Origin of the sequence: Rhizobium leguminosarum (assembly GCF_001679785.1) — a bacterium.
Classification (GTDB): domain Bacteria; phylum Pseudomonadota; class Alphaproteobacteria; order Rhizobiales; family Rhizobiaceae; genus Rhizobium; species Rhizobium leguminosarum_R.
The window spans coordinates 2,508,719-2,529,614 of sequence record NZ_CP016286.1; the positions used below are offsets into that span (position 1 = coordinate 2,508,719).

The 20,896-nt window shown below is 60.4% G+C and carries 20 protein-coding genes; 10 read left to right on the forward strand and 10 right to left on the reverse strand.

The genetic code is table 11. The annotated features are described in order from the left end of the window. Positions 1-169: 169 nt before the first annotated feature. The 5 genes from BA011_RS12550 to BA011_RS12570 all read right to left on the reverse strand — a co-directional run bounded on the left by BA011_RS12550 (position 170) and on the right by BA011_RS12570 (position 6,821). Positions 170-1,321: an iron-containing alcohol dehydrogenase gene (locus tag BA011_RS12550; protein WP_065280712.1), complete on the reverse strand. Its 1,152-nt coding sequence runs from the start codon at positions 1,319-1,321 to the stop codon at positions 170-172. After that, positions 1,318-2,703, reverse strand: coding sequence for an aldehyde dehydrogenase family protein (locus BA011_RS12555; protein ID WP_065280713.1), 1,386 nt, complete (start codon positions 2,701-2,703; stop codon positions 1,318-1,320). Before BA011_RS12555 ends, BA011_RS12550 begins: the two co-directional genes overlap by 4 nt. A gap of 155 nt (positions 2,704-2,858) precedes the next feature. After that, positions 2,859-4,226 (reverse strand): glutamine synthetase family protein, encoded by a 1,368-nt coding sequence (locus BA011_RS12560; RefSeq protein ID WP_065280714.1) that lies wholly within the window; start codon positions 4,224-4,226, stop codon positions 2,859-2,861. Between the two features lie 148 nt (positions 4,227-4,374). After that, entirely contained in the window at positions 4,375-5,931 is a 1,557-nt protein-coding gene (locus BA011_RS12565; protein ID WP_186806550.1) for an amino acid permease, read from the reverse strand. 119 nt (positions 5,932-6,050) lie between these two features. After that, entirely contained in the window at positions 6,051-6,821 is a 771-nt protein-coding gene (locus BA011_RS12570; protein WP_065280716.1) for an N-formylglutamate amidohydrolase, read from the reverse strand. 178 nt (positions 6,822-6,999) lie between these two features. On the opposite strand from BA011_RS12570, the gene BA011_RS12575 reads away from it, so the two are divergent. The 6 genes from BA011_RS12575 (at position 7,000) to BA011_RS12600 (ending at position 12,492) form a co-directional block, all read left to right on the forward strand. Beyond that, positions 7,000-7,872, forward strand: coding sequence for a MurR/RpiR family transcriptional regulator (locus BA011_RS12575; RefSeq protein WP_017961343.1), 873 nt, complete (start codon positions 7,000-7,002; stop codon positions 7,870-7,872). A gap of 191 nt (positions 7,873-8,063) precedes the next feature. Continuing rightward, entirely contained in the window at positions 8,064-9,167 is a 1,104-nt protein-coding gene (locus BA011_RS12580) for an ABC transporter substrate-binding protein (protein ID WP_065280717.1), read from the forward strand. A gap of 71 nt (positions 9,168-9,238) precedes the next feature. Then, entirely contained in the window at positions 9,239-10,132 is an 894-nt protein-coding gene (locus tag BA011_RS12585) for an ABC transporter permease (protein WP_065282518.1), read from the forward strand. Further along, entirely contained in the window at positions 10,129-10,917 is a 789-nt protein-coding gene (locus BA011_RS12590; RefSeq protein WP_065280718.1) for an ABC transporter permease, read from the forward strand. Before BA011_RS12585 ends, BA011_RS12590 begins: the two co-directional genes overlap by 4 nt. Before the next feature lie 12 nt (positions 10,918-10,929). Next, entirely contained in the window at positions 10,930-11,991 is a 1,062-nt protein-coding gene (locus tag BA011_RS12595; protein WP_065280719.1) for an ABC transporter ATP-binding protein, read from the forward strand. A 195-nt stretch (positions 11,992-12,186) separates the two neighbouring features. Next, positions 12,187-12,492, forward strand: a complete 306-nt coding sequence (locus BA011_RS12600) for an NIPSNAP family protein (RefSeq protein WP_003541496.1) — start codon at positions 12,187-12,189, stop codon at positions 12,490-12,492. Positions 12,493-12,566: 74 nt separating this feature from the next. Here BA011_RS12600 and BA011_RS12605 read toward each other — a convergent pair whose 3' ends face one another. From BA011_RS12605 to BA011_RS12625, 5 genes are all read right to left on the reverse strand, one after another. After that, positions 12,567-13,568: an ABC transporter ATP-binding protein gene (locus BA011_RS12605; protein ID WP_065280720.1), complete on the reverse strand. Its 1,002-nt coding sequence runs from the start codon at positions 13,566-13,568 to the stop codon at positions 12,567-12,569. A gap of 10 nt (positions 13,569-13,578) precedes the next feature. After that, positions 13,579-14,592, reverse strand: coding sequence for a Gfo/Idh/MocA family protein (locus BA011_RS12610; protein ID WP_065282519.1), 1,014 nt, complete (start codon positions 14,590-14,592; stop codon positions 13,579-13,581). A 41-nt stretch (positions 14,593-14,633) separates the two neighbouring features. Continuing rightward, positions 14,634-15,473, reverse strand: coding sequence for a carbohydrate ABC transporter permease (locus BA011_RS12615; RefSeq protein ID WP_028755805.1), 840 nt, complete (start codon positions 15,471-15,473; stop codon positions 14,634-14,636). Between the two features lie 9 nt (positions 15,474-15,482). Further along, complete coding sequence (locus tag BA011_RS12620; RefSeq protein WP_065280721.1) at positions 15,483-16,430, reverse strand: carbohydrate ABC transporter permease; 948 nt, start codon at positions 16,428-16,430, stop codon at positions 15,483-15,485. Positions 16,431-16,650: 220 nt separating this feature from the next. Further along, positions 16,651-17,910: an ABC transporter substrate-binding protein gene (locus tag BA011_RS12625; RefSeq protein ID WP_017961352.1), complete on the reverse strand. Its 1,260-nt coding sequence runs from the start codon at positions 17,908-17,910 to the stop codon at positions 16,651-16,653. 527 nt (positions 17,911-18,437) lie between these two features. On the opposite strand from BA011_RS12625, the gene BA011_RS12630 reads away from it, so the two are divergent. The 4 genes from BA011_RS12630 (at position 18,438) to BA011_RS12645 (ending at position 20,834) form a co-directional block, all read left to right on the forward strand. After that, complete coding sequence (locus BA011_RS12630) at positions 18,438-19,322, forward strand: N-acetylglucosamine kinase (RefSeq protein ID WP_065282520.1); 885 nt, start codon at positions 18,438-18,440, stop codon at positions 19,320-19,322. Further along, complete coding sequence (locus BA011_RS12635; protein WP_020050885.1) at positions 19,319-20,083, forward strand: GntR family transcriptional regulator; 765 nt, start codon at positions 19,319-19,321, stop codon at positions 20,081-20,083. The genes BA011_RS12630 and BA011_RS12635 overlap by 4 nt, the downstream gene beginning before the upstream one ends. 61 nt (positions 20,084-20,144) lie before the next feature. Beyond that, the gene (locus BA011_RS12640; RefSeq protein WP_065280722.1) at positions 20,145-20,399 is read left to right on the forward strand and encodes a type II toxin-antitoxin system prevent-host-death family antitoxin; all 255 of its coding nucleotides are present in this window, start codon (positions 20,145-20,147) and stop codon (positions 20,397-20,399) included. A 6-nt stretch (positions 20,400-20,405) separates the two neighbouring features. Beyond that, a complete protein-coding gene (locus tag BA011_RS12645; RefSeq protein ID WP_065280723.1) occupies positions 20,406-20,834 on the forward strand; it encodes a hypothetical protein in 429 nt (142 codons plus the stop codon). Positions 20,835-20,896: the final 62 nt, after the last annotated feature.

Consider the following 20,896-nt stretch of genomic DNA (forward strand, 5'->3'; position numbering starts at 1 on the left):
TTGTGCGGTTAATGCATCCTTTCTAATTATGGTTAACAAATTCGAAACACGCGCGGCGAAATTGCAGCCGGTATTTTTCACATCCCTAAAACTAGGGACGTTGCCGAAACGAACAAAGGCCTGGAAACCGAGGTTTTCCAGGCCAGTCTCTTGGTCCGCTCTTATGTTGTCAGAAGCAATCCCTGAAAAGGGCCTTGGTATTTTCGAGCGTCATTGCAATCGGGTTGCCGCCAGCACTCGGATCTTCGATCGCCATGGCCGACAATTCGTCGATGCGGTCGGCAGCGATTCCCATCGCCGACAGCGTCTCTGGCACGCCGAGTTCGGAGCGGAGCTTCAGCACATAATCGTAGAACCCGTCGAAACCGCCGGAAATGCCGAGATAGGCCGCGGCACGGCCGATCTTCTCCTCGATCGCCTTGCGGTTGAAGCGCAGCACCGCCGGCATCACCACCGCGTTGGTCATGCCATGATGGGTGTTGTAGACGGCACCGATCGGATGCGACAGCGCGTGAATGGCGCCAAGCCCCTTCTGGAAGGCGACCGCGCCCATGGCGGCAGCGGCCATCATGTTGGCGCGAGCTTCCAGATCCGTGCCTTCCCTATAAGCGCGCGGCAGGAATTCCTTGACGAGCCGCATGCCTTCGAGCGCGATGCCGGCTGACATCGGGTGATAGAAGGGCGAGGAATAGGCCTCCAGGCAATGGGCGAAGGCATCCATGCCGGTGCCGGCCGTGATGATCTTCGGCATGCCGACCGTCAGTTCCGGATCTGAAATGACGACGCCAGGCAGGAACTTCGGATGGAAGATGATCTTCTTCACATGTGTTTCGGAATTGGTGATGACGCTGGCGCGCCCGACTTCCGAACCAGTGCCTGCCGTTGTCGGCACCGCGACGATCGGGGCGATGCCGTCCAGGCTCGCACGCGTCCACCAGTCGCCGATATCTTCGAAGTCCCAGACCGGCCGCGTCTGGCCGGCCATGAAGGCGACGCACTTGCCGAGATCGAGGCCGGAGCCGCCGCCGAAGGCGACGACGCCGTCATGACCGCCGTCCTTGAAAGCCCTGACGCCGGCTTCGAGGTTTTTCTCGTTCGGGTTTGGATCGACATCAGCGAAGATCGCCCGGCCGAGACCGGCATCTTCGAGAATATCGAGCGCGGTCTTGGTGATCGCCATCGAGGCAAGGCCACGGTCGGTGACGAGCAGCGGCTTCTTGATGCCGAGGCTCTTGCAGGCGTCGGCCAGTTCCGCGATGCGGCCTCGGCCGAGCTTGACCGATGTCGGATAGCTCCAGTTTGCGGTGATGTTGCTGCTCATGCTGTGACTTTCTTCAGATGGAAGGATTTCGGACGCGTCAGATTGTGGAAGCCGATGATCGACAGCGAGCCGCCGCGACCGGTCTCCTTGACGCCGGTCCAGCAAAGCGCCGGATCGAGATAGTCCGCGCGGTTCATGAAAACGGTGCCGGTTTCGATCTCGCGGCCGAGCCGCCCTGCTCGCTCGGCATCCCTGGTCCAGAGCGAGGCCGTCAGCCCGTACTGGCTGTCGTTCATCAAGGCGAGTGCCTCCTCGTCGCTCTTCACCTTCATGATGCCGACTGCCGGACCGAAAGTCTCCTCGCGCATGAAGGCCATTGAGTGGTCGACATCGACGAGGATCTGAGGTGCGAGATAGGCACCGCCGTCATCCTGGGGGAAAAGCTTGGGATCGACAAGCGCTTTGGCGCCCTTGGAGACCGCATCGGCGATCTGCTCGCGCACCACCTTGGCGAAGCGCTTGTGCGCCATCGGCCCGAGCGACGTCTCGGGATCGAGCGGATTGCCGAGCTTGTAGTTCGACACCCAGGCAACCGACTTCTCGACGAAGGCGTCATAGAGCGATTCATGCACATAGATGCGCTCGATGCCGCAGCAGCACTGGCCGGAATTGTAGGTCGCGCCGTCCATCAGCGTGTCGACGGCCGCCTCGAGATCGGCGTCCTCCATGACATAACCCGGATCCTTGCCGCCAAGTTCGAGGCCGAGGCCGGTGAAGGTGCCGGCAGCCGCCCGCTCCATCGAGCGCCCGCCCTCGACCGATCCGGTGAAGTTGACGAAATGGAAGCTGCCGGCGGCAATCAATGCCGACGTCGTTTCATGATCGAGGAAGACGTTCTGGAACACATCCTCGGGAACGCCGGCCTCGGTGAAGGCCTGCACCAGCCGCTCGCCGACCAGCAACGTCTGTGAGGCATGTTTCAGCACCACGGTATTGCCGGCCATCAGTGCCGGCGCGATCGTATTGATCGCCGTCATATAGGGATAGTTCCACGGTGCTACGACGAAGACGACGCCATGCGCCTCGCGCTCGATGCGACGCTCGAAACGCTCACTCTCCTCGACGACAACGGGCGCTAGCGCATCCGCCGCTATCGAAGCGACATAGTTGGATCGCTCGTTGAAGCCCTTGTATTCGCCACCATACTTGACCGGCCGACCCATCTGCCAGGCGAGCTCCGGCACCACGACCTCGGACATCTCGTTCAGCCGCGCAGCACCCTTCAGCACCAGTTGCACACGCTCTTCGAGCGGCCGCTTCGCCCAGCCCTTCTGCGCCTTGCGGGCGCGCGCCACGACATCCTTGGCCGCATCGAAAGAAAGGGCTGCGCGCTCGGCATAGACCGAACCGTCAACCGGTGAAATGCATTGGATCATTGCCATGATCTGTTCCTGTCCTCGTATGCGTCAAAATTATTGAGGGCCATAGCCCTCATCCGCCTGGCGGCACCTTTGCCTGGGTCGAGCCACAGGTCTCGACCGTTCCTTCTAACTCCCGCAAGCGGGCGAAGGGGCGGCAAGCAGCCCGCAAATGCCTATTAAGCTCTTTCGAAACCGCGCGCCACTTCCCAATCGGTGATGCGGCGGTCGTATTCTTCCTGCTCCCATTCGGCAGCGCGGGTGTAATGGTCGATCACGTCGTCGCCGAAGGCTTTGCGCAGCATTGCCGATTCCGTCATTTCAGTCGCCGCCGCGCGTAGCGTGCGCGGGATCTCGCGAACGCCCTTGCCGCCATAGGCGTCGCCGACGAAGGGCGCTTCGAGCTCAAGCTTGTTTTCGATCCCCTCAATGCCGGCGGCGAGCAGCGCGGCGAAGGCGAGATAGGGATTGAGATCGGAGCCGCCGACGCGGCACTCGATACGAATTCCCTTGGTCTCCTCGCCGCAGAGCCGGTAGCCGGCGGTGCGGTTGTCCTTGCTCCAGATCGCCTTGGTCGGCGCGAATGTGCCGGCCATGAAACGCTTGTAGGAATTGATGTAGGGCGCCAGGAAATAGGTGATCTCGCTCGCATGGGCGAGAAGCCCGGCGACGTAATTGTGCATCAGCGGCGACATGCCGTATTTGCCGGTATGGTCGAAGAACAGCGGTTTTTCCTCCAGGCTCCAGAGCGACTGGTGGATATGCGAGGAACTGCCGGCGGCGTTGTAATTCCACTTGGCGAGGAATGTGATGGCTTTGCCCTTCGACCAGGCAATCTCCTTGCAGCCGTTCTTGATAATCGCGTGCCGGTCGGCCATGGCGAGCGCATCGGCGTAGCGCACGTTGATCTCCTCCTGGCCGGCCGACGCCTCGCCCTTGGAGTTCTCGACCGGAATGCCGGCGCCCTGCAGCCCGGTGCGGATCGCCCGCATCACCTCTTCCTCCTTGGTGGTCTGGAAGATGTGGTAGTCCTCGTTATAGGCGCTGGCGAGCTTCAGGTTGCGGTAACCGGAGGCCTGTGCCGACTCGTAGGTCTGGTCGAACAGGAAGAATTCGAGCTCGGAGGCCATGTAGGCCTTCATGCCCATATCCTCAAGCCGCTTTACCTGCTTCTTGAGGATCGCGCGCGGCGAGTGGGCAACCTCCTCATGCGTGTGATGATCGAGCACGTCGCAGAGCACCAGCGCCGTGCCTTCGAGCCAGGGAATACGACGCAACGTCGCAAGATCCGGCTTCATCGTATAGTCGCCGTAGCCCTTCTCCCAACTCGTCGCCTTGTAGCCGGAGACGGTCTCCATCTCCATGTCGGTGGCGATCAGGTAGTTGCAGCTGTGCGTTTCTTTCCAGGCGCTCTCGACGAAATATTCCGCCTGGAAGCGCTTGCCCATCAGCCGGCCCTGCATATCCACCTGGCAGGCCAGAACCGTGTCGATGCGCCCTTCGGCAACATCCTTCCTGAGATCGTCGATTGTGTAGCTGCTGCTCATGATTGATCCGCCTGAATTGGGAATTGAGAAAATCGGGGCAACGAAATCGCATGCGTTCGGCCGGACTTTGCGGCCCGATGCCTTTTCGTTGAACCGGTGATGGGGCCGCAGGATGCGGCCCCGCCATTTGAGAGGGAAGCCTTGATGCTTAGTTTTCGCCGCTCTCGCCGACTGCTGCTTCGGCGACCGCGATCTCGGCCTGACGCTTTGCCACTTCGGCACCGATCGGCGGGCCCTTGAAGCGGCGGCTTTCGAAGCCGAACCAGACGATTGCCGTCAGCACCAGGAAACCGACGGTGATGTAGAGCGCCCATTCATTCGGTGGCTGGATGCCGAGGATGAAGATCAGGATCATCGCGATGACAGTCAGCACCGCAAAGAGCTTGAAGGCGCCTTCGCCGAGGTTCCACGGACCCATCTTGTCCCACTTCGACGTGCCCCAGGCAAAGAGACCGAGGGTGATCGGGATCGCGAAGGAGAAGAACAGGAAGATGACCGTGCACGACACGACGATCGTATAGACCGGCGTATCACCGATCGTAGCGAGCGAAGAGCCCCAGACGAACAGAACCGACAGGATCGAGCCGGTCCAGATCGCGGCCACCGGCGTGCGATACTGCGGACTGACCTTCGACAGCGCCTTCGATGCCGGCAGGCCGCCGTCACGCGAGAAGGCGAAGATCATGCGCGAGACAGAGGTGACGGTCGCAAGGCCGCACAGCCACTGGCTGACCAGGATGGCAAGATAGAGAATATCCTTGACGATCGGGTTCACCTGGCTGTCCATCGCCCAGAAGAACACGTTCCAGCCCTGCTTTGCCGCATCGTCCATGTTTGGCAGCATGAGAACGAAAGAGCACAGCATGATATAGCCGAAAAGCGCCGACCAGAGCACCGAGGCGACCATGCCGCGCGGGACCGATTCGGCAGCCTTGACCGTCTCTTCCGACGTATGCGCCGAGGCGTCATAGCCGGTGATGGTGTAGATCGGCAGCAGCAGACCGAGAAGGAAGACCCAGGCGCCGGAGGTGATCGGCCAGACATTGCCGCCGACTTCGCCGGAATAGTTGGCGAAGGTGAAGAGGCGACCGATCTCGTAGGAGGGCGCTGCGATGAGGCAGACGACCGCCAGCGCGATCGAGGTCGCGAAGATGAGATAACCCGAGAAATCGGTCAGCTTCGCGGTCAGTCCGATGCCCATGTGATTTACGAGCGCCTGCGCACCGGTGATGATTACGAGGAAGATGATGCGTACCGTCGTCGAGTCGGTCAGCCCCAGATAGGTCGTGCCGAACGAACCCATGAAGAAATAGTAGGTGCCGACGTTGATGGCGCCGAGCACGGTGACGAGACCGAGCAGGTTGAACCATGCGGTCAGCCAGCCGGTGAAGCGGTTGCCGAGGATCGAGCCCCAGTGATAGAGACCGCCGGCCGTCGGATAAGCCGAGCTGATCTGCGCCATGGCAACGGCGAAGACGAGCGAGATAAAGCAGCCGACCGGCCAGCCGATGCCGATGGCGGCTCCGCCGGCACCGGAGGTCGCCTGTGCCAGCGAATTGATGCCACCGGAAAGGATGCAGATGATGGAGAATGAGACGGCGAAATTCGAGAATGAACTCATTCGCCGTTCGAGTTCCTGGGCGTAGCCCATGGAATGCAGGATGTGCACATCCTGCTTCTTGTCTAGTTCGGTATAGTCCGACATGACTTCCCCCTGTTCACGATCGGCCGCGGGATTGCGGGCCGATTCAGTGCCAATTGTCCGCGGCATTTGCGCCATGCAGACGTTCGCAGTTAAACTGCTCCCTCGGGTCTTCTTTTTCTTCAGCCGTCCAGACTTTGCTGGAGCAACCCTTTCAAATAATCGGCCATGACCCCTTGGCCGATATCGTCTGCGATGAGGTCGTTGCGGACCTCGATCATTACATTGCGCAAGCCATTCGAAAGCCCGTGCAGGATCAGCGTGTGGGTGACGCCGTCCTCGGGTCCGTAGGGCTCGTTACGTTCCGTCCTGTAAAGCGGCGCCTTGGCCGCGACCTCCAGCATGCGATCCGCGAGCCGGCTGTCCTCGTCGTGCAATATGCCGAGTTCGACGGCGCGTTCGCGGCCGTGATAGACCGGCGTGAAGCTGTGCATCGTCACGATGATGCTGTCCTGCCCCCTAGCCCGGCGATCACGGATCAGCCCGCGAATGGCGTCGTGGAAAGGCACGTAAAGCGAGTCGGTGCGCGCAAGCCGTTCTTCCGGGCTCAAATCCCTGTTGCCGGGAATGGCGTAGATCTCGCTGGTCTCCGGCATCGCGCCGGGTGAACTGGGCGGCCGGTTGCAGTCATAGATAAGCCGCGAGAACCGCTGGTAAACGAGCGTCGCGTCGAGCGCTTCCGATATGTTGCGGGCGACCGCAAGCGCGCCCGGGTCCCAGGCAATGTGACTGGAGAGCGCTTCGCTGGGCAGGCCGAGATCGCCGAAAACGGCTGGAAGCGCATTCGAAGCGTGCTCGCAGATCAGAAGCACCGAGCTCCGGCCTTGGGTGCGTTCGATCCCGACGCAGTCGCCGTCCGCTTCGCTGAGGATTTTCGGCCGGGCCAGCACCAAAGGCGCCACTCCTATCCCTTAACAAATTCTTGATGAAGAAAAGAATTCTTCAGGTTTCGGTCAGTGTCAAGCATGGACTGAAAATTTCTTTTCATGACAGTGGTTGACATGGATTGTGACAGCGTTGTTAACTTTGAGTGGGAAAGTGGCGCCAGACCATCCCGGGGAGCATAGTTACGTGACAGTTGCGTCGAAGACGGTTTCGGACGTCATACACTCGCATTTGGGGGTGTTGACGCGTGCCGAGAAGCAGTTGGCCGAAAGCCTTCTCGACAATTATCCGGTTTCCGGCCTCGGCAGCATCACCACGATTGCCGAGAATGCCGGCGTCTCGACGCCGACTGTCGTGCGCATGGTGCAGAAGCTTGGCTTTAAGGGCTATCCGGACTTTCAGGCGCATCTGCATCAGGAAGTCGAGGCGACGATCTCGAACCCGATCGCCAAGCACGACCGCTGGGCGCAGAACGCACCAGGCACCCATATTCTCAACCGCTTCGCCGATGCCATCATGGGCAATCTGCGCCAGACGCTGACCGATCTCGACACCGCGACGTTCGACAGCGTCGCCGCGTTGCTCTCCGACCGCAAGCGCGGCCTTTATTTCGTGGGCGGCCGCATCACCGGCGCGCTTGCCGAATATTTCTTCACCCATATGCAGGTGATCCGGCCGGCAACGACGCTGCTATCGTCGAATTCCAGCAGCTGGCCGCAATATGTCCTCAACATGAATGCCGGCGACATCCTGATCATTTTCGACATCCGCCGCTATGAGCAGGAGATGGTGAGCCTTGCGACCGCCGCCCGCAAGCGCGGCGCCGAAATCATCGTCTTCACCGACCAGTGGGGTTCGCCCGCGGCCAAGCTCGCCAGGCATGCCTTCCGCGTCCGGATCGAGGCGCCGTCGGCCTGGGATTCCTCCGTCGTCACCCTTTTCATCGTCGAAGCGCTGATCGAGGCCGTGCAGAATTCCACCTGGGACGAGACGAAGGAGCGCATGAAGACGCTGGAAGGCCTGTTCGAGCAGACCAGGCTTTTCCGCAAACCGGGTTAGGAGGACAAGACTAAAACAGAAGAAAAACAATGACGGATTTTTCGCGGAAACAGACGGCGTTGTCGCAAATAAAGCATTTGTCGCAACCCCCGCTATTCACAGCAGAATTAACGTCACCGAACTGTCACACAAGCTTCATGTAATCTCATTAACAGCATCGCCAGACACTGAAAACCCGAAGGAGAACAACAGTGATCTCTAACATTTCTCGACTTCTGTCGCTTTCTACTGCGATGATCGTGGCCTCGACCGCGATTGCCGCCGCCGAGCCGAGCGCTGAGCTTATCGCCGCCGCCAAAAAAGAAGGAAGCCTGACGACGATCGCTCTTCCGCACTCCTGGTGCGGCTATGGCGACGTCATTGCCGGCTTCAAGGCCAAGTACGGCCTCGAGGTCAACGAACTGAACCCGGATGCAAGTTCGGGCGACGAAATCGAAGCCATCAAGGCCAACAAGGGCAACACCGGCCCGCAGGCTCCTGACGTCATCGACGTCGGCCTCTCTTTCGGCCCGTCCGCCAAGAAAGACGGCCTGATCCAGCCTTATAAGGTCTCCACCTGGGATTCCATTCCTGACAGCGCCAAGGATGCTGAAGGCTACTGGTACGGCGACTATTACGGCGTTCTCGCGCTCCTGGTGAACAAGGATCTCGTCAAGGAATCGCCGACTGACTGGGCCGACCTGAAAAAGAGCGACTATGCAAACAGCGTCGCCCTCGCAGGCGATCCGCGCAGCGCCAACCAGGCTGTCCAGGGCGTCTACGCCGCTGGTCTTTCCGCATCCGGCGGCGACGCGGCCAAGGCAGCCGAGGAAGGCCTGAAGTTCTTCGCCGAACTGAACAAGAGCGGCAACTTCGTGCCTGTCGTCGGCAAGGCTGCTCCCTTCGCACAGGGCTCCACGCCGATCGTCATCGCCTGGGACTACAATGCCCTCTCGTGGGGCGAAGGCCTGAAGGGCAATCCTCCCTTCGAGGTCGTTGTTCCGAAGACCGGCGTCGTAGCCGGCGTCTATGTTCAGGCGATTTCCGCCTTCGCTCCACACCCGAACGCTGCCAAGCTCTGGATGGAATATCTCTATTCCGACGAAGGCCAGCTCGGCTGGCTGAAGGGCTATTGCCACCCGATCCGCTTCAACGATCTTGCCAAGAACAACAAGATCCCGAAGGAACTGCTCGACAAGCTGCCGCCGGCAGCAGCCTATGAAAAGGCTGTCTTCCCGACGCTGGAAGAGCAGGCCGCCGGCAAGGAAACCATAACCAAGAACTGGGATTCCGTCGTCGGCGCCAACGTTCAGTAAAGTTCGATCCTGCCTCCCCGCCGCAAGGCGGGGAGGTTTTCTCACTCCGACGCCCCAGGATGAGCTTTTCCATGAGCACCGTTTCAACGCCGATGGCGAGCAGTGCCCCCTTGATCAACAAAGACCGCGTGATCGACTGGCTGGGCATCACACCCTTCATTATTTTCTCCCTGCTATTTCTGATCATCCCCACGCTTTATCTCGTGGTGGGCGCGTTCCTGACGCCCGAGGGCGATTTCACGCTGAAGAATATCGGCGATCTTTTTACGCCATCGATCATGAGCGCTTACTGGATCAGTATCCGCGTCTCGGTCGCCTCCGCCCTCGGCGGCGCGTTGATCGGCTTTTTCCTTGCCTGGGCCGTCGTGCTCGGCGGTCTGCCCGCCTCCGTACGCTCGACACTGCTGACCTTCTCCGGCGTCGCCTCGAATTTCGCCGGCGTGCCGCTTGCCTTCGCCTTCCTCGCAACGCTCGGCCGCACCGGCCTTGTGACGATCTTCCTGCGCGAATGGTTCGGTTTCAATCTTTACGGTACCGGTTTCAACCTGCTGTCCTTCTTCGGCCTCACCATCACCTACATGTATTTTCAGATTCCGCTAATGGTGCTGATCCTGACGCCGGCCCTCGACGGCATGAAGAAGGAATGGCGCGAAGCATCGCAGATTCTCGGCGCCACCAACCGCCAATACTGGACGATGGTCGCGCTGCCGATCCTCTGGCCGAGCCTGCTCGGTACGACGCTGCTGCTTTTCGCCAATGCCTTCGGCGCCATCGCCACAGCCTTTGCGCTGACCGGCAGCTCGCTGAACATCGTGCCGATCCTGCTTTATGCGCAGATCCGCGGCGACGTTCTGCATAATGCCAACCTCGGTTACGCCATCGCGCTCGGCATGATCGTCATCACCGGCGTCTCCAACGTCCTTTACCTCCTGCTGCGCATGCGCGCCGAACGGTGGCAGAAATGAAAGCTCAACGTCTCGGAGCCTGGATCGCCATCATTCTCGGCGCGTCCTACTTTATCATCCCGCTGATCGGCACAATCGAGTTCTCGCTGCGCATGCGCCGCGGCGAATACAGCCTCGATGCCTATCAATCGGTCTTCTCAGATATTCAGTTCCGCGAGACCTTCGGTTACTCCATGCTGATGGCGTTACTCACCATCGTCTTCGGCATGCTGCTCGTCGTGCCAACGGCCTATTGGGTGCGGCTGCGGTTGCCGCAGATGCGCCCCATCGTCGAATTCATCACGCTGCTGCCGCTTGTGATTCCCGCAATCGTCATCGTCTTCGGTTACCTCAGGATGTATAATTCGTCATCCTACCTGCCGCTGACGGGTTCAACGACGGGCACCAACATCCTGCTGGTCTTTTCCTATATCACCCTGTCCCTGCCCTACATGTACCGCGCCGTCGATACCGCCATGCGCGCCATCGACGTCCGCACGCTGACGGAGGCAGCCGAAAGTCTCGGCGCCAGCTGGACGACCATCATGTTCAAATGCATTTTCCCCAACGTCATGAGCGGCGTGCTTTCAGGCGCGTTTATCACGCTCGCGATCGTCATGGGCGAATTCACCTTCGCCGCACTGCTCAACCGTCCGGCCTTTGGTCCCTACCTGCAGCTGGTCGGCGCCAACAAGGCCTATGAGCCTTCGGCGCTCGCCGTCATCGCCTTCTCGATCACCTGGCTCAGCATGGGCCTGCTCAACCTCGTTTCCCGCGTCGGCAAAGCCCGCCCGGCAAAGGCTTAAGGTATCTGGTTCATGTCTTTTCTCACGCTGACCAACATTCAGAAATCCTTCGGCCCGGTTCAGGTCGTCAAGAACTTCAACATGACGATCGAAAAGGGTGAGTTCGTCTCCTTTCTCGGCCCGTCAGGCTGCGGCAAGACGACCGTCCTGCGCATGATCGCCGGCTTCGAAACGCCGACCGGCGGCACGCTGACGATCAATGGCAAGGATCAGAGCTCGCTGAAGCCGAACCAGCGCAATATCGGCATGGTCTTCCAAGCTTACGCATTGTTCCCCAACATGACGGTACACGACAACGTCGCCTTCGGTCTCAAGGTCGCCGGCGCCCCGAAGCCTCAGATCGACGCCCGCGTCAAGGAAATGCTCGGTCTGATCAAACTCGATCATCTGGCCGACCGCTTCCCCTATCAACTGTCGGGCGGCCAGCAGCAGCGTGTCGCCCTTGCGCGCGCGCTTGCCGTCAAGCCGCAGGTGTTGTTGCTCGACGAGCCCCTCTCCGCGCTCGACGCCAAGATCCGCGTCTCACTGCGCGAGGAAATTCGCCAGATCCAGCAGCAGCTCGGCATCACCACGGTCTTCGTCACCCATGATCAGGAAGAAGCCCTGTCGATCTCCGACCGCATCGTCGTCATGAATGCCGGCAAGGCCGACCAGATCGGTTCGCCCTTCGAGATCTACAACACGCCGGCGACGCGCTTCGTCGCCTCTTTCGTCGGCACGCTGAACCTGATCGAAGCCAAGGTCGTCGATCCCGACAGCAACCGCATCCAGATCGGTGATCAGGGCATAACGCTGAAGCAGTCGGTGGCCGCTCACAAGACTGGCGAAACCATCTCACTGGCCCTGCGTCCGGAAGCCGGCTCGCTCTCCGACAGCGTCAAGAGCGACACGGCGCTGACCGGCCAGGTCGTTTCGGCCCACTTCCTGGGGTCGGTCATTCGCACCCGCATGAATGTTGGCGGCAACGTCATCTCCTTCGACATGTTCAACAGCCCCGGCATCACCCCGCCGCAGGCCGGCGAAACCGTAACCCTGCGCTTCATGGCGGCCGACCTGCTGATCATCCGCGACTGATTTCGCCAATACTGCTGAGGCAAAAGGCGCCGCGAAACGGCGCCTTGTTCATTTTAGCTCGTCCGATCCGTCAGCAATCGTGATGCAGCCATCACCACAAGGTACTTGAACTCTCCGAGGTCGGTGCCAGAAGCTGAACAAACCAAATGAACCGGGGTAGCCTCCGCCTGGCACTTTAAGAAGTGGGATATTTCAATGATTACCTGCCACCTGCGCTATGTGATCGATCCGTACAAGCTTGCGGAATTCGAAGAATATGCCCGACTCTGGATTCCGATCGTCAACAGGATGGGCGGCACCCATCACGGTTATTTCCTGCCGTCCGAAGGCGCCAACAATATTGCCGTTGCGCTGTTTTCCTTCCCGAGCCTTGCCGCCTACGAGGACTATCGCACACGTATGGCAAGCGATCCGGAATGTCAGGCGGCTTTCGAACTCGACAAACGCAACCGCAGTATCGTCAGCTATGAACGCAGCTTCATGCGGCCCCTGCTCGGCTGATCAAACCCGCGCACGACGGGAAATGAAAAACCCCGCCAAGCTGGCTGGCGGGACTTTTTCGTTCAGTTATGCGCTTAGCGGATCGCCTGGTCGTCTACATCGAAACGATGCACGTGCGCCTGGTCCGGCGTTGCATAGACGATCTCGTCCGGCTCATACTGGTGCTCGCCGAAAAGACGCGCCGTCAACAGGCCGCACTGATCGGATTCCAGATAGATGATCGTGTCGGCGCCGAGATGCTCGACATGCACGACCTTCGCAGCCCAAGTCCCGCGTTCGCGCGATAACGTCAAATGTTCGGGACGCACGCCGATCGTCTTGGCGCTGTGATCGCCGACCTTCTCGGCCGCGATAAAATTCATCTGCGGCGAGCCGATGAAGCCGGCAACAAAGACATTGGCCGGTCGTTTGTAGAGTTCCATCGGCGAACCGATCTGCTCGATCGCCCCGGCATTCAGCACCACGATCTTGTCGGCAAGCGTCATCGCCTCGACCTGGTCGTGGGTGACATAGATCATCGTCGCCTTCAGGCTGCGGTGAAGCCGGGCGATTTCGAGGCGGGTCTGGACGCGCAGCGCCGCATCGAGGTTCGACAGCGGCTCGTCGAACAGGAAGAGTTCCGGTTCGCGCACGATCGCACGGCCGATGGCGACGCGCTGGCGTTGGCCGCCGGAGAGCTCGGCCGGCCGCCGCGCCAGATAGGGTTTCAACGAGAGCATGCCGGACGCCTTGCCGACACGCCTTTCGATCTCATCCTTGGCGGTGCCGGCCTGCTTGAGCCCGAGCCCCATATTGTCCTTGACCGTCAGATGCGGATAGAGCGCGTAGGACTGGAACACCATGGCGATGCCGCGCTTGGCCGGCGGCGTCAATGTCTCATCGCGACCATTGATGACGACGGCGCCTGAGGTGACGTCTTCGAGGCCAGCGATGCTGCGCAACAGCGTCGATTTCCCGCAGCCCGACGGCCCGACGAAGATGACGAATTCGCCATCCTTGACCTCGAGGTCGATGCCTTTCAGCACCTCATGCGTGCCATAGGTCTTGCGGATGGATTTGAGTTGAAGCGATCCCACGGGTCTTTCCTTATAATCTGACCGGCTGGCCGGTGCGCACGCTCTCGTCGGCGGCAAGGCAGATGCGCAGCGACGCCACCGCATCCGCCATATGGCGGTCGAGGTCCAGATCCTCGCGGATCGCCCTCAGCATGAAGGCCTGCTCCAGGTCGCAGAGCGCCTGATGACCGGGCTCGCCTTCCATTGTCATGTCCTGGTCAGGCCGGATGAATTTGCCGTCCGGGCCGGTCTCGGCCGTGTGCAAGCGGATAACCGACGTCTTGGTGTGCGTGTCGATATCGTCGGACTTGGCGTTCGGATCCATGACGATCGACACAGCACCCTTCGGCGACATCACATCTTTCACGAAGAAGGCGGTTTCCGAGATCATCGGTCCCCAGCCGGCCTCGTACCAGCCGACGGAACCGTCCTCGAACAGCACCTGCAGGTGACCGTAATTATACATGTCGGCAGCGATCTCGTCCGACATGCGCAGCCCCATGCCGCGCACCTCGACGGCCTTGGCGTCGGTGATCTGGCACATGACGTCGACATAATGCACGCCGCAATCGACGATCGGCGAGGTCGTGCGCATCAGCGACTTATGCGTCGCCCAGGTCGGGCCGCTGGACTGCTGGTTGAGGTTCATGCGGAAGACGTAAGGCGGGCCGAGCTTGCGCGCCTCTTCGATCAGCCTCATCCAGGAAGGGTGATGGCGAAGAATATAGCCGATCACCAGCTTGCGCGCCGCCTTCCTGGCCGCCGCAACGACGCGCTCGGCATCGGCGACGGTGGTCGCCAGCGGCTTTTCCACGAAGACATCGCAGCCGGCCTCGAAGGCGGCGACAGCATAATCGGCATGGCTGTCGGAATAGGTGTTGATCGAGCAGAGGTCCGGCTTCAGCTCGGCCAGCGCCGCCATGAAGTCGGGATGGATCGTGTAGTCCTGCAGCTCAGGCTCCAATTGCGGCGTCGAGCGGTTGACGAGACCGACGATCTCGAAGCCCGGATTGTTGTGATAGGCGAGCGCATGGCTGCGGCCCATATTGCCGAGGCCGGCAACGAGGACGCGGATCGGTTTTTCGGTCACTTGACGGCTCCTGACGTGATGCCGCGGATCAGCTGCCGCGAGAAGATGACGTAGAGGACGAGGATCGGCAGGATCGCCAGCGACAGCGCCGCCAGCACCGCGTTCCAGTTGGTGACGAACTGGCCGATGAAGATCTGCGAGCCGAGCGTCACCGTCTTGGTCGCCTCGGAGGGCGCCAGGATCAGCGGGAACCAGAGATCGTTCCAGATCGGGATCATCGTGAACACCGCAACCGTCGCCATGGCCGGGCGCACCAACGGCAGCACCAGGCGGAAGAAGATCGCATATTCGGACAGCCCGTCGATGCGGCCGGCATTCTTCAGATCGTCCGAAACCGTGCGCATGAATTCCGACAGGATGAAGATCGCCAGCGGTATCCCCTGTGCGGTATAGACGAGGATCAGCGCCGTCAGCGTATTGACGAGGCCGGCCGCCACCATGCCCTGCAGGATCGCCACCGTGCCGAGACGGATCGGGATCATGATGCCGATCGCCATATAGAGCCCAAGCAGCGTATTGCCGCGGAAACGGTATTCGGAAAGCGCAAAGGCGGCCATGGCGCCGAACAGCAGCACCAGCAGGATCGAGACGATCGTGACGATGAAGCTGTTCTGGAAATAGGTGGCGAAATCGCCCTGCCCCAGCACCGTCTGATAGCCGACCAGGCTGAAGGTCGACGGCGTCGGGATCATCAACGGCTCACGGAAGATCGAAGCGCGATCCTTGAACGAGTTGACGATCGTCAGAAAGACCGGAAACAGCGCGACCAGCGTATAGGCGCTGAGCGCCAGATGCACGAGGCCGGTGCGGATGGGAGATGTGCGTGCCTTGGACATGCGCGCTCCTCAGAACTGGTAGCGACGCATGCGCCGCTGGATGACGAAGAGATAAAGCGAGACGCCGGCGAGGATGATGAGGAACATCACCGTGGCAATCGTCGCGCCCATCGAGCGGTCGCCGAGCTGAAGCTGGAAACCAAAGAAGGTGCGGTAGAGCAGCGTGCCGAGAATGTCGGTCGACATGTCAGGCCCGGCAAGTGCGCCCTGCACTGTATAGACCAGGTCGAAAGCGTTGAAATTGCCGACGAAGGTCAGGATCGAGATGATGCCGATCGCCGGCAGGATGAGCGGCAGCTTGATTTTCCAGAATTGAGCCCAACCGGTAATGCCGTCGCATTCGGCCGCCTCGATCACCTCTTCGGGGATGCTAAGCAATGCGGCATAGATCAGCATCATCGGAATGCCGATATATTGCCAGTTCGAGATCAGCGACACCGCGATCAGCGCCGAACCGGACTTGCCAAGCCAGGGCGCGAACAGGAATTTCAAGCCGATGAGATCGAGCATCCAGGGTGCCACGCCCCAGATCGGCGAAAGGATGAGCTTCCAGATGAAGCCGACGATGACGAAGGACAAGAGCGTCGGCAGGAACATCGCTGTGCGGTAGAAGGCGACGCCGCGCAGCTTCGGCACCGAAAGCAGGGCGGCAAGCGCCACGCCGATCGGGTTCTGCACACACATGTGGATGGCAAAAAAGATCAGGTTGTTGACCAGCGCATTCCAGAAATCGCGCGCCCAGCGCGCATCGCCGAACAGCACCTTGAAATTCGCCAGTCCGACGAAGGCCGGCTGCCCGTCGATCGTATTGTAGAGCGACAACCGAAGTGTTTCGATGAGCGGCAGCACCATGACGGCGGAATAGACGATCAGGGCCGGCAGCATGAAGACGAAGATGTGCCAGCGCACCGGGCGCTTGATCGGGACGATATCGGCCGCGTTGTCGGTTTCGCTCATGGCTTTTGCCTGTTCTTGTCGACTGGCTGCAAGGGCAGCACAGGTGGAAAACGTTGCGTCTCACCCCTGACCCTCTCTCCGGCAGCGGGGAAAAGGAACGTGCCCTGCTTTGATGCCATGTCGGGCTGGGAGGTCGCTGCGAGTCTCCTTCTCCCTTGAAGCGGGAGAAGGTGGCCGGCAGGCCGAATGAGGGGCGGCAACGCCGCCCCTCCACACGCTATCACTTGGCCGGCTTGTACCAGCTGTCGAGGCCGTCCTGCAGCTTCTTGGCGGCGACCGCAGGCGTATCCGTGCCGTTGATCACGTTGGCCGATTCGACCCAGGTCTCGTTTTCGAGGTTCGGTGTGCCACGCGACAGGATCTGGTAGGTCGAGCGCACCGTCGACTTGTACGGGCCACGCCAGGAAACGAATTCCTGAGCGAGCGGATCGGACATCTTGACCGGGGTGGAGTTTAGGCTGAAGAAGCCTGGCAGCGAGTTGGCGTAGATATCGGCGAACTCCGGCGAAGCGACCCAGCTGAGGAACTTCTTGGCTTCCTCAGCATGAGTGCTCTTTGCGTTCAGGGCAACACCGATATCCGGATGGTCGGAGATGTAGCCCGTGTCGCCTGCCTTCGGAACCGGCGGCGGGAAGGCGCCCATCTTGAATTGGGCCTGGCTGTTGAACAGCGCGATTTCCCACGAACCGGCAGGATAGATCGCTGCACGGCCGAGCGTGAACAGGTTCTGGCTGTCGGAGTAGGTCTGGGCCTCGAAGCCATCGCCGAGATAGGGCTTCCACTTGGCAAGCTCTTCATAGGGCTTGACCCATTCGGCATCGGTCAGCTTCTGCTTGCCGGCGATCAGAGCGGCGCGGCCGTCCTCACCCTTCCAGTAGTTCGGGCCGATGTTCTGGTAGCCCATGGTAGCGGCTTCCCAGAGGTCCTTCGTGCCCATGGCGAGCGGAATGTAAGTGCCGTCGGCCTTGATCTTGTCGAGCGCTGCGTAGAACTCGTCCTGCGTCTTCGGCACGGAGATGCCGAGCTTGTCGAAGGCATCCTTGTTGTAGATGAACCCGTGAATGACCGAAGCCATCGGCACGCAGAAGGTCGACTTGCCGTCGTCAGTGCTCCAGGCAGCCTTGGCGACCGGCGAGAAGTTCTCCATGCCAGGCAGGCTGGTGATGTCGGCGAGCTGCTTCTTGTTGAAGAGTTCGAGCGAGGCATCGAACGGACGGCAGGTGATGATATCGCCTGCGGAGCCGGCATCGAGCTTGGCGTTCAGCGAGGCGTTGTATTCGGTCGGCGCGGTCGGCGAGAAGACGATCTTGATGCCCGGGTTCTTGGCTTCGAAGGCCGGGATGATCTTTTCCTGCCAGATCTGCAGGTCGTCGTTACGCCAGCTTTCGACAGTCAGCGTGACGTCGGCGGCATGGACGAGGCCCGCTGAAGTCAGCAGACTGGAGGCAAGCAGCAAGCTTTTCAGAGCAGTGTTTTTCATTTCCCTCTCCTGTTTTAAAGCGCCGCGAGGCGCTGTTTTCGATCTGGAACAAGCAATTGGCGTGTTTGAAGCAGCACCCAACGCCCCTTGGAGGACCGCCAGCAATGCCGGTCCCGAAAGCTCAACGGACACGAAGGCGGACGCCTGCGGCCGAACTGCGCGCCTTCCCGGCGGCTGCACCGGGGTGGCAAAATGGCGGGGAAAGCCGATAGATGCCTGACCTTCACCACCAGCTTGACTGGCCGGCGGGTCGTCATCTCGATCATCCTCGAAGCGGTTCCGGCTTTGTTTAACTGCCGGTTTTCGTAGGCCTCGAAGTGCTGTTCCCTTTTGCCGAATTAAGGCCAAAAAAATACCAATTGTCCAGCCGAATTTAACTTTTTGGCCGGATAAAATTGATTAAAAAATTTTATCTATTAAAATCAATAAGATAAAAAGATGAATTTTCTCCATCATTCCCACTTGGTAAATGGTATTTTTTTGGTATTGTATTGAAAACCATGGGGAACGGCATATTCGGAGGCCCGATGATGGAGCTTGCAATCGGCATAGACGGCGGCGGAACGAGCTGCCGGGCCGCAGTCGCGGACAGGAACGGCAATGTCATCGGCCGCGGCAAATCAGGCCCTGCCAACATCCTGTCGGATCTGGAAAACTCTCTTCTCAATATCGTCGAATCCGCCCGGCAGGCGCTAAGCGATGCCGGGCTTGCCGCTGAAACCCTTTCCTCTGTCGCAGCGGTCGTCGGCGTCGCAGGCGCCAATGTCGGCGATTACGGCAGGCGAATCGAAAAGGCCCTGCCCTTTGCCGAGGGCCGCGTCGTCACCGATGCGCTGATCGCCCTGCAGGGTGCGCTCAGCAATGCCGACGGCATCGTCGGCGCCTTCGGCACAGGCTCGGTCTATAATGCCCGCAAGGATGGCCGGCTGAACGGCATCGGCGGCTGGGGTTTCGTTGTCGGCGACCAGGCAAGCGGTGCCCGCCTGGGCCGCGACCTGCTGGAACGATCACTGTTTGCCCATGACGGCGTGCGCCCGGCATCGCCGATCACCGACGCGGTCATGACCGAATACGACAATGATCCCGAGCGCATCGTCGAATTCGCCCATTCGGCAAGACCGAAGGATTTTGCCCGTTACGCCCCCACCGTCTTCGAACATGCGGCTAAGGGCGATGCCGTGGCAGTCGGCATCGTCACGGATGCGGCAACGGCGATCGGCGAAAGTCTCGAAGCGCTGCTCTGGCCCGAATGCCCGTCGATCTGCCTGCTCGGCGGTCTTGCCGAAGCCTACGAGCCGTGGCTTTCCGAACGCTACAAGCCCCTGCTTACCAGACCGAAGGGCGATGCCCTGCAGGGCGCGGTGGAACTTGCGGTCAAGCTGCTCAACAACAGGCAGAGAGGTGCGGCATGACCGACGACCTCGCCACCCTCCTTTCCCTGGAGCGCCTGCAGGCAGCCGGCACAGGTCCGCTCTACGTCAAGCTGCGCCGCACACTCGAAGGAGCCGTGCGCACCGGCACGCTCGGGCACGGCGATGCGCTGCCGCCGGAACGCGACATCGCCGAATTCGCCGCCGTCAGCCGCGTCACCGTGCGCAAGGCGATCGATGAACTCGTCGCCGATGGCCTGTTGGTGCGCCGTCACGGTTCCGGCACCTTCGTCGCCAAGCCGGTCTCCAAGGTCGAGCAGCGCCTGTCGCAGCTCACTTCCTTCACCGAGGACATGGCCCGCCGCGGCATGTCCTCCCGCTCCGAATGGCTGCACAAAGGCGTCCACACCCCCTCGCCCGACGAGATGATGATCCTTGGCCTCGGCACCGACGTCAAGGTTTCGCGCCTTTCCCGCCTGCGGATTGCCGACGACCAGCCGCTGGCGATCGAGAATGCCAGCGTCTCCGGCGAATTCCTGCCCGATCCCTCGGCCGTCACCAATTCGCTCTATGCCGAACTCGAACGCCTCCAGGTCCGCCCGGTGCGCGCGGTGCAGCGCATCTCGGCCACCAATATGAAGGAAGCCGACGCCCAGCTTCTCGGCGTTTCCGCGGGTGCGGCCGGCCTGTCGATCGAGCGTATCTCCTATCTCGGCTCCGGCCGCGCCGTCGAATTCACCCGCTCGCTCTATCGCGGCGACGCCTATGACTTTGTCGCGGAGCTGACAATCGCAGTGACGTGAGAGGCTTGAATTTATCCGAATTATACGTATAATTCGGATATCGTAAGTTGGAACGGGTAAGATGGCTCAGACCACGGCTCTGGAATTTCAGCGTAAATTCGGCAAATTCCAGCATCAGGCGCAACGTGAACCTGTCGAGATCACCCGGCATGGCCGTCGTGAATTCATCCTCATGTCCGCGGAACACTATGATTGGCTGAAGGCCGCCGCGCAACGGACGCACAAAACCGCCGATGCCCTCTCTGTCGTCATCGATGCCGTCGAGCGCGCAGAGATGGATCCTGCCCACGCTCCTCTTGATGAATTGCTGAAATAATATCGTATGGCGTCGATTCCCGAACCGAGGCCGGGCTTGGTCGTGCGCTACGATTACCTCTGGTCGCGCGAAGCATTGGCGGGTCGCGACCAGGGCAAGGACAGACCAGCCTGTCTCGTCGCGGCAAGCGATAGCCTCGCCAATCCCCGCTACGTCGTTCTGTTGCCGATCACGCACACCCCGCCTTCAGGCGAAACTGTCGGAATCGAAATCCCGCCGAAGGTGAAGCAGGCAATCGGTCTGGATGATGAGCCGAGTTGGGTTATCATCTCGGAATACAATATCGATGAATGGCCGAATGGCGGACTTTCGCCGGTGCCGGGCAGCGGAGGAATACTCGCTTATGGCTTCATTCCGCCTGGACTTTTTGCAACGATTAAGGCGAGATTTCTTGACCTCGCCAAGGCAAAGAAAACTGAGCCCGTTCGCCGCTAAAGCGTGTCGCAACCCTTCAGATTCGCTCCTCGCCCTTTAGGTCTTTGTTTTTATGCATGTCG

Bases quoted from the DNA above. Each gene is read 5' to 3' on its own strand.
- BA011_RS12560 (WP_065280714.1), bottom strand. From the start codon at position 4,226: ATGAGCAGCAGCTACACAATCGACGATCTCAGGAAGGATGTTGCCGAA.
- BA011_RS12585 (WP_065282518.1), top strand. From the start codon at position 9,239: ATGAGCACCGTTTCAACGCCGATGGCGAGCAGTGCCCCCTTGATCAAC.
- BA011_RS12615 (WP_028755805.1), bottom strand. From the start codon at position 15,473: ATGTCCAAGGCACGCACATCTCCCATCCGCACCGGCCTCGTGCATCTG.
- BA011_RS12645 (WP_065280723.1), top strand. From the start codon at position 20,406: ATGGCGTCGATTCCCGAACCGAGGCCGGGCTTGGTCGTGCGCTACGAT.
- BA011_RS12590 (WP_065280718.1), top strand. From the start codon at position 10,129: ATGAAAGCTCAACGTCTCGGAGCCTGGATCGCCATCATTCTCGGCGCG.
- BA011_RS12565 (WP_186806550.1), bottom strand. From the start codon at position 5,931: ATGTCGGACTATACCGAACTAGACAAGAAGCAGGATGTGCACATCCTG.
- BA011_RS12625 (WP_017961352.1), bottom strand. From the start codon at position 17,910: ATGAAAAACACTGCTCTGAAAAGCTTGCTGCTTGCCTCCAGTCTGCTG.
- BA011_RS12610 (WP_065282519.1), bottom strand. From the start codon at position 14,592: ATGGGCCGCAGCCATGCGCTCGCCTATCACAACAATCCGGGCTTCGAG.
- BA011_RS12640 (WP_065280722.1), top strand. From the start codon at position 20,145: ATGGCTCAGACCACGGCTCTGGAATTTCAGCGTAAATTCGGCAAATTC.
- BA011_RS12600 (WP_003541496.1), top strand. From the start codon at position 12,187: ATGATTACCTGCCACCTGCGCTATGTGATCGATCCGTACAAGCTTGCG.
- BA011_RS12635 (WP_020050885.1), top strand. From the start codon at position 19,319: ATGACCGACGACCTCGCCACCCTCCTTTCCCTGGAGCGCCTGCAGGCA.
- BA011_RS12620 (WP_065280721.1), bottom strand. From the start codon at position 16,430: ATGAGCGAAACCGACAACGCGGCCGATATCGTCCCGATCAAGCGCCCG.
- BA011_RS12630 (WP_065282520.1), top strand. From the start codon at position 18,438: ATGATGGAGCTTGCAATCGGCATAGACGGCGGCGGAACGAGCTGCCGG.
- BA011_RS12555 (WP_065280713.1), bottom strand. From the start codon at position 2,703: ATGGCAATGATCCAATGCATTTCACCGGTTGACGGTTCGGTCTATGCC.
- BA011_RS12550 (WP_065280712.1), bottom strand. From the start codon at position 1,321: ATGAGCAGCAACATCACCGCAAACTGGAGCTATCCGACATCGGTCAAG.
- BA011_RS12595 (WP_065280719.1), top strand. From the start codon at position 10,930: ATGTCTTTTCTCACGCTGACCAACATTCAGAAATCCTTCGGCCCGGTT.